The organism is Streptomyces sp. NPDC088553 (assembly GCF_044752965.1).
Classification (GTDB): domain Bacteria; phylum Actinomycetota; class Actinomycetes; order Streptomycetales; family Streptomycetaceae; genus Streptomyces.
Genome location: NZ_JBIVMG010000004.1, coordinates 118,553 through 132,099, shown reverse-complemented (window position 1 = coordinate 132,099; position 13,547 = coordinate 118,553). Strand labels below are relative to the sequence as shown.

Here is a 13,547-nt window from a genome sequence, read left to right as displayed (position 1 = left end):
TGGAGTCGGTACTTGAGCCTGAGGAACGGAAAGTTGCTACTGCACCCGCTCTCAACCTTTGGGATGGTCACCAGCAAGGCGTTCTCTTCCTCACGGACCGCGCCATCTACTGGGGCGCCTGGCTGGGGCGGGGAAGGCAGACCAGGCCCATGTTCGCCCAGGAGCTTCAAGAGTGTCCGAGTGTGCGGATTGGCGAGCGAGGCACGCTGGACATAGCTATTAGCGGTGAGCATGCTGGATCGTTCGCATCGTTTGCGCCGGCCCCCGGCGTCCAGTGGAGCTTCGCCGAGTTCTGTAAGAGATTCAGCCGGGTCATAGGGAGCAGCAGAGCGCTGTCACAGGCTGATGAGAAACCCTACAGAGACTAAACAGTAGGCCGGGGCGTCTCGCTGGAGTAGCAGCTAGTTCGATGCGCGGCCTATTCATGGACGGCGAAGCAAGGCTAATCCGCTCGTGCGCTTCTGGACAGCGGCAATGAACGGAACGCACGCGGCCTCCGGAGCCGTGTGTCGTGAGCGGCATCATGGTCACCATGACTTCCGGGCCCGTCCATGGCCCAATCGAGAGCACTCACGTCACGGTGACGGATGGTGCCGCACTCATTTTTACGTGGGATGCGGACTCACGGATCGAGGTGCGGAACCTTGGGGGCGAGGTTGTCATCGAGGCGAATGCCGCAGGCCTCAGGACGCTGGCTGGGCACCTGCTCGTACTGGCCGGCGACGGTATCTCCGACGGAGCGCACCTCCACCTCGAAGACAGCAACGGGCTGGAGGACGGCTCCGTCGGTTTGGTGCTGGAGCGGAGCGACGAGGAGTAGCGCCTTCAGTGCGTAAGCCCCTTGGTCGGGTGGAGGTGGTTGCCCTAGGGCGGGATGCGGCATGCAAGTAGGGTGCCGCGCATGACCACTTCTCCTGATCACGTTGTCAGCAGAGAGGATCTGGCGTCCTTCGTCCGCTCTCTGCACCGCAGCTATGTCGACGGCGGCGAGTCGTGGGACAACGCGGACCTTGCTGGGTTCCTGGAGGCGTTGGCCGCATGGGTTGACGACGCGGACGGTTGGTACCGCAACACCGGCTGCGAGCTGCCGACCAATGGTGACTGGCGCTTCTTCGCTCAAGCTCTCCAAGCGGCGACCACGTACGAGTAGTCACAGGTCTCGCACGGTCAGGACACCAACCCAAGCAGAGCAGCCCCGCATGAGATCCGGGGCTGCTCTTTCATCGGATGTGCTGCTGTTAACCGAAGGCTGCCGCTGGCAGATGAGAGCCCTCGACGACGCCTTTACCGGTGTTCCGATCCAGCGCCGGCAGGCGATGACCGCGGCTTGTTGGTACCCGGAGCGCGTCCTTGAGTGCTTCCGTCAGGTCCGCTGCCAGTTGTCGAAGTTCCTCCAGCTCGGTCACCTCGTCTTCGAGAACTTCCAGAGTGTGCGACACGAGGTCCGTCGCCCGGCCGAGTTGCAGGGCTTCGGTGCTGTCAGCCAGGCGGGACAGGTGGCTGTCTTCGTCTTCGGTGCTCAGGTAGCAGGGCTTGCCGTCGGGGCCCGTCCACGGCAGGAGGCGGAGTTCGTTGTGGGGCGTCATCCTTCCTGTCCTTTCGCGTTGGCTGTGTGGTGCGTGACAAAGAGTGCTTCGGCGCGGTCGCTGGGGAGGACCAGGAGGGCCGCCTCGACCACGCGTCCGGTGATGTCGGTCGACACACGCGTGATCGAGAGGACGGCCAGCGTCGAGCTGATTCGGAGGGTTGTCGCTTCCTCGGGGGTTGGGTGGCGCGCCCTGACCTTGTCTCGGGATTCCTCCACGCCGGATCGGGGCCAAGGGGGCCCAGCCGACGCCAGCTCGCGAGGGACGTAGATGCGGGCCAGGCTGTGTGGGGACTCTCCCTGGTGGGTGAGGTAGAGGAACTCCGTCAGCGGAGTGCGCGAGGGGACTCCGAGCAGCGGGATTAGGTCTCCGCGGGCTCGGACGTTGGTGGTGCGGATCGTGACGTGGAGGTCTGTGTCCGGGGTGAGGTGGCCTCCCGTGTACGTGAGTCTGCGCAGCGGGTGGCGGACGAAGTTGCCCTTGCCGTGGATCTTCTCGATCAGGCCCTCGGCCTGGAGGAGCGCGAGGGCGTTGCGCAGGGTTGGGATGCTCACCTTGTACTGGGCGGCGAGCATCGGTTCCGAGGGGAGGCGAGTGCCGGCCTTCAGGTGGCCGGTGGTGATCTGCGTCCGGAGGTCGTCGGCGATGGTGTGGCGGAGGGACGGCATGGGGGCGCTCACCACCTTCTGAGCACTCGTACGGCGATCAGGCGCGTGCGGGTGTGCATGGTCAGGAGTTCACCCGACTCGAAGAGGAGACGCTTCGCGCCGCCGGGGAGTTGGCGGAGGTCGGCTACTCGGCACGGTTGGCCGCCGATCTGGATGACGTCGCCGCGCTGCACGGTGGCCGTGGTGATCTCGACCGGCGAGGCGAGCGCGCCGCCGGAGGGGAAGCCGTTCACGAGGCCGCCTTCGGTGACGTGGTCGGGGAGTGACAGGGGCAGACGCACCCCTCGTAGATGACGGGGATGTCGATCGGTGCCGTCGTCGGGGAGGAGTGCGCGCACTGGTGGTGGGTGCCGATACGGCATGAGCTGGATCGGTAGGGCGTGGCCGCTGCCGGAGGGACGCGCGTCATCCGTGGACCTCCGCCGGCATGAAGCACGCGTGGGCGAGGGTGGTGCGAGACGGGCGTCGAGCGCTGCCTTGTGCGCTGCTCGCTGGCCAGGACGTACGGGCGGACGAGGGCCGTCTCCTCGCCCGGGAGGAAGTCCGTTCGATCTTGGAGCTGTCGAAGGAGCAGCGTCAGCGCCTCGGACGGGTTGGGGTGGATGCGTGTCGGGCGGGTGGGCTTTAACGCCTCGCAGTGCCGGGGCTGTTGGGAGTACCGTTCTCTGGTGCGCGCGATGGCGCGGCGGATACGGTTGAACATGCTGATCAGCTCCTATCGCTGATGGCCAGGTCCCCGGACATCGCCCGTCGCGGGGACCTCTTTGTTCACGGCGGCCCAGAGGGTTCGGCCGCCCAGGCTGGTGGCGAGGAGACCGAACCGGTCCGCCTTCGACACGACTTCCAGGACCTCCCGCCATGTCTCGGCGGGGAGGGATTCCGGTACCTCCGCTTCGATCGATGTGTGTCTGGCCTGCTCCTCCACGCGCGTGGTGAGCCCGATGGCAGATAGCCGGGCGGCGAGGGTCTCTGCGCTTACTTCTGGAGCAGGCACAGGACAGCCTCCGTCACCGACGATCACTTTCAGTGAAGCTAGTTAACTAAATTGGAGCTAGTGGACTAGATTCTCCATATGCCTGAGCAGCCGCCCTATCTCCGCATCGCCGACGAACTGCGGCGGCGGATCGCGGAGCACGAGTGGACTCCTGGAGACCGCCTGCCCTCTCGGGCCCAGATCGGCCAGGAGTGCGGGGTAGGCGAGAACGTCGTTCGCCGCGCCCAGGAGCTGTTGATCTCCCAGGGCGTGCTGGAGGGGCGAGCCGGGTCCGGGACCTACGTGGCCGAGCCCCGGCAGCGGGTGCGGATGGTTCGATCCGCGGCGCGCGAGCAGCCTGACGGGTCCCCGTTCCGGGCCGACATGAGGGCCGTGGGGCGAAACGGCGGCTGGGAGAGCCGGACCGATGCCAAGGTGCCCGCACCGGCGGAGATCGCTGCGCGGCTCGGGATCGGCGAGGGCGAGCCGTGCGTCCGGACCGTGTACGAGTTCCTCGCCGACGGACGGCCCGTGCAGCTGTCAACGAGCTGGGAGCCGTACGACCTCACCGGCGGGACCCTCGTCGTCCTTCCCGAGGGCGGGCCGCACGCTGGCGCCGGCGTCGTGAACCGCATGGCCGAGATCGGCGTCACGGTCAGCCACGCCGTCGAGCAGCCCGAACCGCGGCAGGCCACCGCCGAAGAGGCGTCACTCCTCGGGATCCAGAAGGCCGCACTCGTCACGCACATCCGGCGGACGTACTACAGCGACGACGGCCGTCCCGTCGAGACGGCCGACATCATCGTGCCCGCCGCCCACTGCGAGATCGTCTACGAGATCCCGATCAAGCGGTAGCTCGACTCAGTCCCGCAGGTCTGGCCAACCGTCCCGGTTGGAGTAGCTCTCGACGCAGTACCGGGTCGAGCGGTCCCACTCCGCGCCGGTGGCCAGCTCGTACGCCGTGTCCGGCACGTACAGCAGCCATTCGCCGTCACGCTCGCTTGAGGTGTACGGCGTGAACTTGTCGGCGTCGAAGAAGACGCTCTCCCATACGGCCTGACCCGCGGCCACCACAGCGCAACGCGCGTACAGGAACACGTCGGACGATTGCGGGAACGGGCTGCCGAACCGGGCCGTCAGGTCGACCACCGGCAGAGTGCCGAACTTTTCCTGATCCAGGCGGTAGAGCGCCTCGGCATGCCGTTCCGCGAAGCCGATGATGTCGGAGACGGGATGGCGGCTCAGCTCCTCGGCGAGGCGCTGGCAGCTCTCTTCAGTCGCTTCGCCGTTCAGGGTGGCTATCAGTGCCCAGAAGTCGGCCCATGTCATTCTCACGGGCGCAGGATGTCAGGCCGGTCTGACATCTACGGCTGTCATCAACGACGGCGGCCGGGGGCGGTCGCACCCGGCCAACCGCAGCAACCGTCAGCAGCGCCCCGCCTCCGGCCAGGACCCCACAACCGAACTCCTAAAGCGGTGGTCACACCTATGGTGACGGTTCTCGATCGAGCGGAGCGAGGTGTTGGCCAGTCGTGTCCCTGCCGCACAGCGCGCGATGGTAGCGAAGGTGTGCCGCGTTGATCTGGTGAGCGGGGTGCGGCCGGAGCTCGCCTATGCGGCTGCCGTCGGCAGTCATGCGAACGATGCCGTCCGGGTCGACGTAGATCGCCAATGTGTCGAACTGGACATGATGGTTCGGGCACAGCACCAGTAGGTTCGGCAGCTCGTCGGGACCGTTATGGGGTCGGCCCAGGCCGCGGATGTGGGCGGCTTCGCTGTAGGTGCCGAATCGTGTGGGCAACTGTAGGCCGCAGATCTGACATCGGTCGGCGTGGAGCTTCTTCGCCTTGGCTGCCAAATCGGTGTCGCGGACGATACGAGATGCGGCGACCGTACGCCGTGCGGCGGGACTGGCTTCCGTCCCCTGGTCTTCTGTGAAGTCGCCGACGCCGCTGGCCCTCTCGTAGCCGGCCAATCCCAGCCGTTGCATCAGGGCGTGCTGGTCTATGTCGGCAAGGTATGTCTCCCGCAGCACGGCGATCGCTTCCGACCGCACGCACAGATCGCTCAGCAGCCGCTCGGCCCGCCCGACTATTCCTCCCTCGGGGTTCAACCTGTCGAACGTTGCCGCATGCACCTTGGTGGCCTGCTCGGCCGGCACACCATGCACATCCCACAGTTGGCTCGTCCGCAGGTGCCAGAACGGATACTCAGGGGTCACAGAAGAGTCTGGAAGGCCGAACTCGGCCAACAGCCCTCCCACCTCATCGCGGAACTGGCGCCATGGTGCAAAGGAAGGCTTTCCCGTAGCCACGCGGGAGATGCCCCACAGCAAGGCAAGTGGCTTGTGCCTGCTCTGCCGACCGTTCCTCTGGTGGACTTTGAGGCTTCTCAACCTGTCCATGAGCTCGCTGACCGTCATATTCTCCAGCGACCCGGTTGGTGCAGAAGGGGCTGAAGCTGAGTCGTCCGGTCGGCGGGGGACGGGAAACAGGGTCATGGAGCCGCGGTCGTCGTCCTCCGAGTGCCAGCCTGAGTTACTGGCCCCGCGCGTGGTCTGCCGTCGCAACTTCGGCAAGGCGGCATGCCCCTGCTCGACCCACTGACACCAGGAGCGGGGAGCGCGCGTGAGCGCGTCTGTAGCCGACAACTCGGGGCTTCCGCGGTCCTCGATCCAACCCCAATCGACCTGATTGTCTTCTGCGGTCAGGTCCAGGACGGAGAGGTCATAGCGGTAGTTGGGGAAGGGCCTTCCCTCCGCCTCCTGCTCGATCTGCTCGGCATCTTCGATGACCGCCACGCCGCAGAACTCGACGTATCCCTTCGGTGTTCCGTTCCGGGATACCGCCGCGAAGAGCAGCATAGGTGCGGCCAGTGCACGCTCTTCCGAGGTAGTTGCCTGATGCTCCCCCAGTGCCTCCAGCAGCACTGCGTTGCCTTGGGTCGTTCCCACCGGCACTGTGTGATCCACCCTGTGGTCGCCGAAGTAGCGCACGTGGCCGTTGTCCAGGTCGAACACGTCGTGCCAAGGTGTCTCAGCGGTACCAGCCTTCCACGGGCTGGAACGGATCAGGATGGCTGGGCGGCGCCGCCCGCCGACAGTCTTGGCCTTGGCGATCGGGTTGATTCCCTTGCTGAGCTGGATCTGGGCGAGGACCGTGGAAGCTGTGACGTGATGGATATTCGGGTAGCCATCGATGCGCCTTACCGACGGGTCTCTGTTCTGGGCCGACCGAAACACGTCACCGACACGCAAGCTTCCCACCGGGCCTCCCCCTGCTGCACCATCCTGCTTTCCTGATCTTGCCAGGCGGGGGAGCCCTTGCTCCTTTCAGGCGTGAACTATTTGTGGACGGCGGTTGCCGGGCGGGGGCAGGCGACCGTGTGACCAGCGGAGGCAGGCGAGCCGCATGGGGCCTCCGGAGCCGTGTGCAGGCAAGTCGCTGAGGCCTCCGAACCAATGGCAATCTGCTGGTCAAAACGCCTCACACCCTCCACGATGGCCGTCATGGACCGGTTGCAGGACAGTGCTTGGCAGTACGTGGCGGAGGTGCTCCGCCCTGAGGATCTCCCGTTGATCGCTGCGCACGCGCTAGTTGACGGGCACGACTCTCCTGCCCTGCGTGAGCTGGCCGGCCTGCCGAGCCGGAGCGATGCGACCGAGGTCCGCGAGCTGTACGTCCAGGCGCTGAGCGAACTCGGCGTGCCTTTGCCTGATGAGGAGACGGCTGGCCGACGTCTCCTCGTGAGCCTCGCGTTCGGTCTTGTGCAAGGCGATCTGAGTCCCAAGGAAGTGGGCAACAGCCTCTCGATGACCGTCGCGGCACACACTGAGGAGGAGACACAGTTCCTCTCCATCGCGGCGGAGTACAGCGAATGGATCGGACCGGATGATCTTCCGGCATGGGAACGCGAGCTGCAAGCGGCAGCCCAGTTGTTGGCGGCTTCTACCGACCTTGGTTCCGGCATCCGCGTACCAGCTTCGCGGCACGACTGACCCCCGGCCTCGGCGCGCTCTCGTGCCAGATCCGTGCCAGATCGAGCGGTCAACCACGGACACCCGGAGCCTGTCGCGGGGTGAACGCCCATCGAGAGATTCGTCGCGTGGCACGCGCGACGACCAGCGAGGACGTGTCCACGCGTGGCGCCAGGCTTACAAAGCAGATGTCGGCGGTTCGAAACCGTCCGCGCCCACCACGGAAAAGGCCCCCAGCCGATCATGGCTGGGGGCCTTTGACATCCACCCTTGACATCAACGTCCATGGTCACCGCGGCCTGGGGCTCGTCCGGTCGATCGTGGTGAGCGTCAGGGCTGCGATTCCGTCGCGGGGGGAACGGCGGAGGACGTCTTCGGCGCGCCAGGGAGACTGCCGAAGGGGTGGATGCACGCGATCTTCCACGGTGGCCCGTACGGCGAGGGCGTGGGCTGTCACCGGCGGACGGAGCGGGACCCGGGTGTCCCCACCATCGAGGCGATGCTTGCCGGGCTGCGGCACAGGGAGTATCCACGAGGATGAGGGCGACTGGTACATCCAAGTCCTCCTGCTCGACGAGGGCGACGCCTACGAGGTGGTTCACCGAGCGGGCACGGCCACTGAGCGCGAGGGGGCGCGGTCAATTTCCCAGGCCGCAGTCCGTGATGCCGTCCTCCGCTGGGCAGCCGAGCAGCCGACCTGCGCTTGAACGGCCCGAGCCCGGGGACGACTCCTGAGCAGCCGATCCATGTGGCTCACGGCCTGCGATGGTCTCCTAGGCCGTTGACCAGTCACTTTGACGCTCCCCGCTGTGCGAGGGCGTGAGGCGACGTCCACGCGCCTGCCCGCCAGGGACCCCGCCCGCTCCGTCTGCGGCTGTCAGGCCTTGATCACTTCTACCTTCTTGTCGCCCGCGCTCGCCTCCACCTTCACCGTGCCCGTTTCGCGGTCGCCGGCCTCGGTGGTGTCCGTGGTCGTGTGGGGTGCCAGGGTGGCGATCGCCGCGGCGGCGAGGGCGGCCAGGGCTATGGCTGCCTTGGTGGCGGTCGTCGGGTGGGTGAGGTGGGACTGCGGCTTCACGGGACCCCCTGAAGTTGTCGTGGGTGAAGGCGAGTTCGTCGATCGTCGACGGCCTTCGGCGGTGGTTGAAACTACCTTGCGGGGGCTGCGCGGGGAATGGGTGAAGAGTTGACGGGGACCTGGCAGGGCCGGTGTACTCGCCGTATGGCTGAGGTGGGGGACGCGCCCGGATCCGGGGTGCAGGGTGGCGAGATGACGCCGCAGCGGTACATCGAGACGAGGCTCTCGCAGTACCAGGGCTGGTACGACGCCAAGGCGACCCGGATGAAGGCGATGCATCTGCGGATGCGGACCGTCGCGGTCGTCGGTGGCGCGCTCGTGCCCGTGTTCGTGAATCTGGATCTCGCCTTCGCGCGGGTCACCGCCACCGTCCTGAGCGTCGTGGTCGTCGCCGCCGTGTCGCTGGAGAGCGTCTACCGGTACCGCGAGCAGTGGAAGAACTACCGGTCCACCGAGCAGCTCCTCGGGCACGAGCGGGTCTACTTCGAGACCAAGGTCGGGCCGTACCACAACCTGCCGAAGCGGGACGCGTTCTCGACGCTCGTCGCCCGGGTCGAGAAGGCCATCGCCAGCGAGAACTCCGCGACCCTGAACGTCATGACCCTCGGTGGGCAGGTCAACTCCGACGTGCAGCAGCACGGGATTCCGGCCGCCCGGGAGCCCGAGGGCGGCGAGAAGTAGAGAGGTGCGCGGACGGCCCCGGGGTTTCCCGGGGCCGTCCTCCGTCCTGGAGCCGTCAGCTCAGCACCACTTGTAGTCGACCCGCGTCGAGTTGTACGCGCACGTGTCGATCCGCGCGCCGTTCGACTTCTTCAGCGTCGCGGTGTCGCGGTCGTTGTTCCACACGTACCAGCCGCGGTTCTGGTAGACGTTCGCGGACGTGTTCGTGCCGCGGCCCGTGCGGACCGTCACGATCTTGCCCTTGCCGAGGACGAAGTTGCCGAACGTGTACTTGTGGTTCGCCGCGTCCGTCAGCGTCCAGCCGCGCAGGTTGACCGCCGCGCCGGTCGTGTTGCGTATCTGCACCCACTCGCCGTTGAGGCTCGTGTTGCCGCCGCGGTCCGAGCCCGGGCTGTCGTAGTGGATCTTGTACAGGTGGACCGATCCGGCGGCCTGCGCCTGCGTGGGCAGCAGCAGGATGCCGGAGGCGGCGGCCGCGGTCACGGCCGCGAACGTGCGTGCACGAAGCATGAATGTCCCTCAGTTTCTGCCGGGGGCCCGCCGATGGGTCCCGGCGCGCACACAGAATACGCACGCTCTTCACCCCATCCCCACAACTTCGCGTGAGTTGAGCGGGGGTGATCTAGTCTTGGCTCATGCTCGACACGTCCCTGCGGGTCACCGTGCTCGGCTCCGCCACCCCCTTCCCCCGCCCGGGCAACCCCTGTTCCGGCTATCTCGTCGAGGGCGGCGGGGTGCGCGTCTGGGTCGACGCCGGCAGCGGCACCCTCGCCGAGCTCCAGCGGTACGTGGCCCTCCGGGACGTCGACGCGGTGTGGATCTCCCATCTGCACGCCGATCACTCCGCCGACCTGCTCACCTTCTACTACGCCCTGCTCTACGCGGGGCTCGACGTGGTCCTGCCCGTGCCCCTCTTCGGGCCCGTCGGGATCGCCGACCGGCTCGCCGGGTTCCTCACCAGCGGCCCCGAGCGCAGTCCCGTCGAAAAGGCCTTCAAGGTCGAGGAGTTGCGCGACTCGCACGTCGCCCGCGTCGGTGGGCTCACCCTGACCTCCCGCGCCGTCGAGCATGGACTTCCCGCCTTCGCGCTGCGCGTGGAGGACGAGGACGGGCGCTCGCTCGTCTACGCCGGGGACTGCGAGCCCTGCCCCTCCCTCGTCGAACTCGCCCGTGACTGCGACCTGTTCGTGTGCGAGGCGGACGGGGGGACCCCCGGACACCACTCCGCGGCCCAGGCCGGCAGGACCGCGGCCGAGGCCGGTGTCGGACGGCTCGTCCTGACCCATGTGGGGTCGGCACTGCCGCCCGGGGAAGCCGTCGCGCTGGCCGCAGGGACGTACGCGGGCGACGTCGCCCACGCCGATCCCGGGCTGCGGTTCGACGTCACGCGTCGAAGTCGTACTCCAGGACGTACGACGACGAGTCCAGCGTCATCTCGTTGAGCTCCACCGCCATCCCCGGCCCCGTGAACGCCGTACGCCCGATGAGGACCACCGGCGTCCCCGACTGCAGGGCCAGCCGGTCCGACTCGTCCGCCGTCGGCATCCGGCAGCGGATCTCCTCGCGGAACCGCACCGGACGGTGACCCAGCTCCGTCAGTCGCGCGTAGGTCCCGCCCGGCCCCGTGTCCGGCTCGGCGATCGGCGTCCCGCGCACCAGCTCCGCCGACAGGTACGAGACCGACAGCAGCACCGGCTTGGCGTCGAGGACGAAACGGCGGCTGCGTACGCACACGGGCGCGCCCGGCGTCAGGTTCAGCGCCCCCGCGACCCGCGCCCCCGCCTCCGTCTCACCCACCTCGATCTGGTCGACGACCAGGTCCCGGTCCTCCGCGTCCGCCGACCAGACCGAACGCCCGTTGCCCCACTGCTCGCCGGACAGCCGCGGAATGCCCCGGCGGCGCAGCGGACGGAAGACCCGGACGAAGACCCCGGCTCCCTTGCGTGCCTCGGCGAGCCCCTCGGTGCGCAGCACGGAGAGGGCCTGGCGGGCCGTCATCCGGGCCACGGCGTAGGTCGTCATGAGGTCGTTCTCACCGGGGAGCCGGTCACCCGGCGCGAACGCGCCCGACTGGATCGCGGTTCTCAACTCGTCGGCGATGCGCTGGTACTTGGGCCGACGAGCGCTGTCCTGGTCAGTCACGGGTGGACCACTCCCTTCATCTGCGGACACCCTACGGCGCACCCCGAGGTCAGGGTGCACACGTGTGCGCCGCCCCGCCCGGTCGATCCATCCATCGGGGGACATCTCTAGAGATACGTTGACAGGGAGGGGGTGGAGGGCTTCTCTGGTTCTCCCCAGGCTTCAGGAATCGGGACGGAGGGGATGCGTGCAGCCACTGCCCGAGGTCGGTGACCTCGTCCGTGACACCGCCACCGGGCGGGTCGGCTTCTACGTCGGGAGCGTCTCCGGGAGCGTCTCGGGAAGTGTCTCGGGGAGCGCCTCCGGAAGTGTCCCCGGGAGCGTCTCCGGGAACGTCCCCGGGCGCTGTCTGATCCGGCCCGTCCACGGCGGCGCCGAGTGGGAGGCCGAGCCCGCCGACGTCCAGCCGGCCACGCCGCTGCGCGAGCTGCGCGCCCGGGCCGCCGAGATCAACGCGCGTAGCCGGCGGGGGCTGTCCTGAGGCCGAGGGCCGTCCCGCCGCCCGGTGGCTCCGTGCTCCGGCGGTTGTCAGTGGGGCGCGCCACACTGGAGGCATGTGCCGCAGCATCAAGACGCTCCGACCGCCCGCGCTGCCCGAGGAGGCGACCGAGGACGACATCCGCGCCGCCGCCCTGCAGTACGTCCGCAAGGTCTCCGGGTTCCGCGCCCCCGCCGCCCACAACCGCGAGGTCTTCGAGCGGGCCGTGGACGAGATCGCCGACGCGACCGCGAGACTCCTCGACGACCTGGAGGTACGCGGTGCGCATCACGCGCACCCGGCGCGGCCCGCCGTCAGGCGGCAGGCGCGGGAGCCTCAGCCGGACGCCGTATGAGGTAGGCGGCGAGCCCGCCCGCCAGGAAGAGCGCGAGGGTCGACACTCCCGCGCTGAACCACGTCGCGCCCAGCCACTGCCCGCCCAGCCAGCCGAGCCCCACGCTGTACGAGGCCCAGGTCACGCCCGCCAGGGCCGACCACGGCAGGAACTCCTCCACGCGCCGCTTCGCCGCGCCCGCGCCCAGCGAGACCACCGAGCGGCCCGCCGGTGCGAAGCGCGCGAGGACGACGAGCAGCCCGCCGCCCCTGGTCAGCGCGGTGCCGAGACGTTCCTGCGCCATGGACAGGCGCCGGGACCGGGCGATCGTCCGGTCGAGCCTGGCGCCACCCCGTAGCGCCAGCCGGTACGCCAGGAAGTCGCCGAGCACCGAGGCCGTGGCCGCGCAGAGCAGCAGGGGGAGGAGGGACGGTACGTCGGGGGTGGCCGCGGTGGCCGAGGCCGCCGCCGTGGCGGCGGTGATCACCAGGAAGCCGCTCGGCAGCACGGGCAGGAAGACGTCGAGCAGGATCGACGTCGCCACCACCGGGTAGATCCATGGACCGGCGGTGAGCGACCGCAGCGATCCAAGGCTGTCGAGCAGATTCACAGGGGCAGAGCCTACGCGGGGGCGGGGGGCCGCCCGCCGGGTGGGTGCCGGGCTCCGCCGGGCCCGCGCGAACGTGTGCGACTTTGCGGGAATGTGCCCGGGGGGAGGGGCCGGTTCCGGGTGAGAGGGGCAGGGGAAAGGGCCGGAACGCGTGCTGCGTGGTCCGGCCCTTTCCTGTATGCGACTCAGCTGTGGGCCTCAGCCTGCCGGGCCGAAGCGGCTCAGGCGGCCGCCTGCGTCATGACTCGGGCCGTGGACGGCGGGGGTCGTACCCCACGCCGTGGACCGCTGGGCATGGCTCCGGCCGTGGACTACGGGGGCACGACCCAGGCCGTGGACCGAGGGCGTCATGGCTCAGGTCGTGGACCGAGGGCGTCATGGCTCAGGCCGTGACCGGGGTGGCCTGCTCCTCGCGCTCCTCGCTGGTCCTGCGGGCCGTGGCGCTCGCGCCGACCCGGCCGCGGAAGAGACCGTCGAGGGCCAGCGCGCCCGGGCCGGTGAACACGAGCAGCGCGAAGGCCCAGCAGAACAGGGCCGCGGTCTCGCCGCCGTTCTGCAGCGGGAAGAGGGACTCCGGCTGGTGGACCTTGAAGTACGCGTACGCCATCGATCCCGAGGCGAGGAACGCGGCGCTCCGGGTGCCCAGGCCGAACAGGACCAGGCCGCCCGCGCCGAGCTGGATGACGGCGGCGTACCAGCTCGGCCAGGTGCCGGCCGGGATCGTCCCGCCGCCCATCGCGCCGCCGAGGACGCCGAAGAGCGAGGCGGCGCCGTGGCAGGCGAAGAGCAGGCCGACGACGATGCGGAAGAGGCCCAGCGCGTACGGCTGCGACTGGTCGAGGCGGCCCGCGAGGGCGCTCAGGCCGCCGGGGTTCTCCGTGGTCCGCTGATTCTTCGGGCTGCCCGGGTTGTTCGGGTTGCCTGGGTTGCTCGGGTGGCTCGGGTTGTTCGGGTTGTTCGGGTTGTTCATGGGGGGACTCCTTCGGCCTGGCCCCGTCCGTGGGGTGGACGGGGAGTGGGG

At 68.6% G+C, this 13,547-nt stretch carries 19 protein-coding genes; 8 read left to right on the top strand and 11 right to left on the bottom strand.

Annotated elements, in window-relative coordinates; all coding sequences use genetic code 11:
* Positions 1 to 511 precede the first annotated feature (511 nt).
* Together ACIP8Z_RS13700 and ACIP8Z_RS13695 are read left to right on the top strand one after the other, a co-directional pair.
* Positions 512 to 820, top strand: a complete 309-nt coding sequence (locus tag ACIP8Z_RS13700) for a hypothetical protein (RefSeq protein ID WP_402082662.1) — start codon at positions 512 to 514, stop codon at positions 818 to 820.
* 81 nt (positions 821 to 901) lie between these two features.
* A complete protein-coding gene (locus ACIP8Z_RS13695; protein WP_402082660.1) occupies positions 902 to 1,150 on the top strand; it encodes a hypothetical protein in 249 nt (82 codons plus the stop codon).
* A gap of 88 nt (positions 1,151 to 1,238) precedes the next feature.
* On the opposite strand, the gene ACIP8Z_RS13690 is transcribed toward ACIP8Z_RS13695, so the two are convergent.
* The 4 genes from ACIP8Z_RS13690 to ACIP8Z_RS13675 all read right to left on the bottom strand — a co-directional run bounded on the left by ACIP8Z_RS13690 (position 1,239) and on the right by ACIP8Z_RS13675 (position 3,248).
* The gene (locus tag ACIP8Z_RS13690; RefSeq protein ID WP_402082658.1) at positions 1,239 to 1,586 is read right to left on the bottom strand and encodes a hypothetical protein; all 348 of its coding nucleotides are present in this window, start codon (positions 1,584 to 1,586) and stop codon (positions 1,239 to 1,241) included.
* A complete protein-coding gene (locus ACIP8Z_RS13685; protein WP_402082655.1) occupies positions 1,583 to 2,254 on the bottom strand; it encodes a GntR family transcriptional regulator in 672 nt (223 codons plus the stop codon). Before ACIP8Z_RS13685 ends, ACIP8Z_RS13690 begins: the two co-directional genes overlap by 4 nt.
* Before the next feature lie 8 nt (positions 2,255 to 2,262).
* Positions 2,263 to 2,487 carry a hypothetical protein gene (locus tag ACIP8Z_RS13680; protein WP_150504121.1) on the bottom strand — a complete coding sequence of 75 codons (225 nt, stop codon included), beginning with the start codon at positions 2,485 to 2,487 and terminating at the stop codon, positions 2,263 to 2,265.
* A gap of 482 nt (positions 2,488 to 2,969) precedes the next feature.
* A complete protein-coding gene (locus tag ACIP8Z_RS13675; RefSeq protein WP_402083816.1) occupies positions 2,970 to 3,248 on the bottom strand; it encodes a hypothetical protein in 279 nt (92 codons plus the stop codon).
* Positions 3,249 to 3,326: 78 nt separating this feature from the next.
* On the opposite strand from ACIP8Z_RS13675, the gene ACIP8Z_RS13670 reads away from it, so the two are divergent.
* Positions 3,327 to 4,082: a GntR family transcriptional regulator gene (locus ACIP8Z_RS13670; RefSeq protein WP_402082653.1), complete on the top strand. Its 756-nt coding sequence runs from the start codon at positions 3,327 to 3,329 to the stop codon at positions 4,080 to 4,082.
* Between the two features lie 6 nt (positions 4,083 to 4,088).
* Here ACIP8Z_RS13670 and ACIP8Z_RS13665 read toward each other — a convergent pair whose 3' ends face one another.
* Both ACIP8Z_RS13665 and ACIP8Z_RS13660 read right to left on the bottom strand, forming a co-directional pair.
* Positions 4,089 to 4,556 carry a DUF4240 domain-containing protein gene (locus ACIP8Z_RS13665; RefSeq protein ID WP_402082650.1) on the bottom strand — a complete coding sequence of 156 codons (468 nt, stop codon included), beginning with the start codon at positions 4,554 to 4,556 and terminating at the stop codon, positions 4,089 to 4,091.
* 157 nt (positions 4,557 to 4,713) lie between these two features.
* Positions 4,714 to 6,492, bottom strand: coding sequence for an HNH endonuclease (locus tag ACIP8Z_RS13660; protein ID WP_402082647.1), 1,779 nt, complete (start codon positions 6,490 to 6,492; stop codon positions 4,714 to 4,716).
* Between the two features lie 243 nt (positions 6,493 to 6,735).
* Between ACIP8Z_RS13660 and ACIP8Z_RS13655 the strand changes: the two genes are divergently transcribed.
* Positions 6,736 to 7,224, top strand: a complete 489-nt coding sequence (locus ACIP8Z_RS13655; protein WP_402082645.1) for a hypothetical protein — start codon at positions 6,736 to 6,738, stop codon at positions 7,222 to 7,224.
* Between the two features lie 856 nt (positions 7,225 to 8,080).
* Here the strand turns inward: ACIP8Z_RS13655 and ACIP8Z_RS13650 are convergent.
* Positions 8,081 to 8,281 (bottom strand): hypothetical protein, encoded by a 201-nt coding sequence (locus tag ACIP8Z_RS13650; RefSeq protein WP_402082642.1) that lies wholly within the window; start codon positions 8,279 to 8,281, stop codon positions 8,081 to 8,083.
* Positions 8,282 to 8,425: 144 nt separating this feature from the next.
* Between ACIP8Z_RS13650 and ACIP8Z_RS13645 the strand changes: the two genes are divergently transcribed.
* A complete protein-coding gene (locus tag ACIP8Z_RS13645; RefSeq protein ID WP_402082639.1) occupies positions 8,426 to 8,962 on the top strand; it encodes a DUF4231 domain-containing protein in 537 nt (178 codons plus the stop codon).
* A 60-nt stretch (positions 8,963 to 9,022) separates the two neighbouring features.
* Here the strand turns inward: ACIP8Z_RS13645 and ACIP8Z_RS13640 are convergent, their stop codons facing one another.
* A complete protein-coding gene (locus ACIP8Z_RS13640; protein ID WP_402082636.1) occupies positions 9,023 to 9,472 on the bottom strand; it encodes a lamin tail domain-containing protein in 450 nt (149 codons plus the stop codon).
* Positions 9,473 to 9,597: 125 nt separating this feature from the next.
* Here ACIP8Z_RS13640 and ACIP8Z_RS13635 point away from each other — a divergent pair, with 125 nt between their 5' ends.
* Positions 9,598 to 10,404, top strand: coding sequence for an MBL fold metallo-hydrolase (locus ACIP8Z_RS13635; RefSeq protein ID WP_402082633.1), 807 nt, complete (start codon positions 9,598 to 9,600; stop codon positions 10,402 to 10,404).
* Here the strand turns inward: ACIP8Z_RS13635 and ACIP8Z_RS13630 are convergent.
* A complete protein-coding gene (locus ACIP8Z_RS13630; protein WP_402082631.1) occupies positions 10,346 to 11,104 on the bottom strand; it encodes a GntR family transcriptional regulator in 759 nt (252 codons plus the stop codon). The genes ACIP8Z_RS13635 and ACIP8Z_RS13630 overlap by 59 nt on opposite strands.
* Before the next feature lie 187 nt (positions 11,105 to 11,291).
* Between ACIP8Z_RS13630 and ACIP8Z_RS13625 the strand changes: the two genes are divergently transcribed.
* Together ACIP8Z_RS13625 and ACIP8Z_RS13620 are read left to right on the top strand one after the other, a co-directional pair.
* On the top strand, positions 11,292 to 11,585 hold the full coding sequence (locus ACIP8Z_RS13625) for a hypothetical protein (protein WP_402082629.1): 294 nt from the start codon (positions 11,292 to 11,294) through the stop codon (positions 11,583 to 11,585).
* 73 nt (positions 11,586 to 11,658) lie between these two features.
* Positions 11,659 to 11,937: a DUF2277 domain-containing protein gene (locus ACIP8Z_RS13620; protein WP_402082627.1), complete on the top strand. Its 279-nt coding sequence runs from the start codon at positions 11,659 to 11,661 to the stop codon at positions 11,935 to 11,937.
* Here the strand turns inward: ACIP8Z_RS13620 and ACIP8Z_RS13615 are convergent.
* Positions 11,897 to 12,526 carry a DedA family protein gene (locus tag ACIP8Z_RS13615; RefSeq protein ID WP_402082625.1) on the bottom strand — a complete coding sequence of 210 codons (630 nt, stop codon included), beginning with the start codon at positions 12,524 to 12,526 and terminating at the stop codon, positions 11,897 to 11,899. The genes ACIP8Z_RS13620 and ACIP8Z_RS13615 overlap by 41 nt on opposite strands.
* 382 nt (positions 12,527 to 12,908) lie before the next feature.
* On the bottom strand, positions 12,909 to 13,388 hold the full coding sequence (locus ACIP8Z_RS13610) for a DoxX family protein (protein WP_402083813.1): 480 nt from the start codon (positions 13,386 to 13,388) through the stop codon (positions 12,909 to 12,911).
* Positions 13,389 to 13,547: the final 159 nt, after the last annotated feature.

What these genes read in the sequence shown, in the direction of transcription:
- ACIP8Z_RS13685 (WP_402082655.1), bottom strand. Translation starts at nt 2,254, where the DNA reads ATGCCGTCCCTCCGCCACACCATCGCCGACGACCTCCGGACGCAGATC.
- ACIP8Z_RS13690 (WP_402082658.1), bottom strand. Translation starts at nt 1,586, where the DNA reads ATGACGCCCCACAACGAACTCCGCCTCCTGCCGTGGACGGGCCCCGAC.
- ACIP8Z_RS13655 (WP_402082645.1), top strand. Translation starts at nt 6,736, where the DNA reads ATGGACCGGTTGCAGGACAGTGCTTGGCAGTACGTGGCGGAGGTGCTC.
- ACIP8Z_RS13670 (WP_402082653.1), top strand. Translation starts at nt 3,327, where the DNA reads ATGCCTGAGCAGCCGCCCTATCTCCGCATCGCCGACGAACTGCGGCGG.
- ACIP8Z_RS13640 (WP_402082636.1), bottom strand. Translation starts at nt 9,472, where the DNA reads ATGCTTCGTGCACGCACGTTCGCGGCCGTGACCGCGGCCGCCGCCTCC.
- ACIP8Z_RS13620 (WP_402082627.1), top strand. Translation starts at nt 11,659, where the DNA reads ATGTGCCGCAGCATCAAGACGCTCCGACCGCCCGCGCTGCCCGAGGAG.
- ACIP8Z_RS13645 (WP_402082639.1), top strand. Translation starts at nt 8,426, where the DNA reads ATGGCTGAGGTGGGGGACGCGCCCGGATCCGGGGTGCAGGGTGGCGAG.
- ACIP8Z_RS13695 (WP_402082660.1), top strand. Translation starts at nt 902, where the DNA reads ATGACCACTTCTCCTGATCACGTTGTCAGCAGAGAGGATCTGGCGTCC.
- ACIP8Z_RS13635 (WP_402082633.1), top strand. Translation starts at nt 9,598, where the DNA reads ATGCTCGACACGTCCCTGCGGGTCACCGTGCTCGGCTCCGCCACCCCC.
- ACIP8Z_RS13665 (WP_402082650.1), bottom strand. Translation starts at nt 4,556, where the DNA reads ATGACATGGGCCGACTTCTGGGCACTGATAGCCACCCTGAACGGCGAA.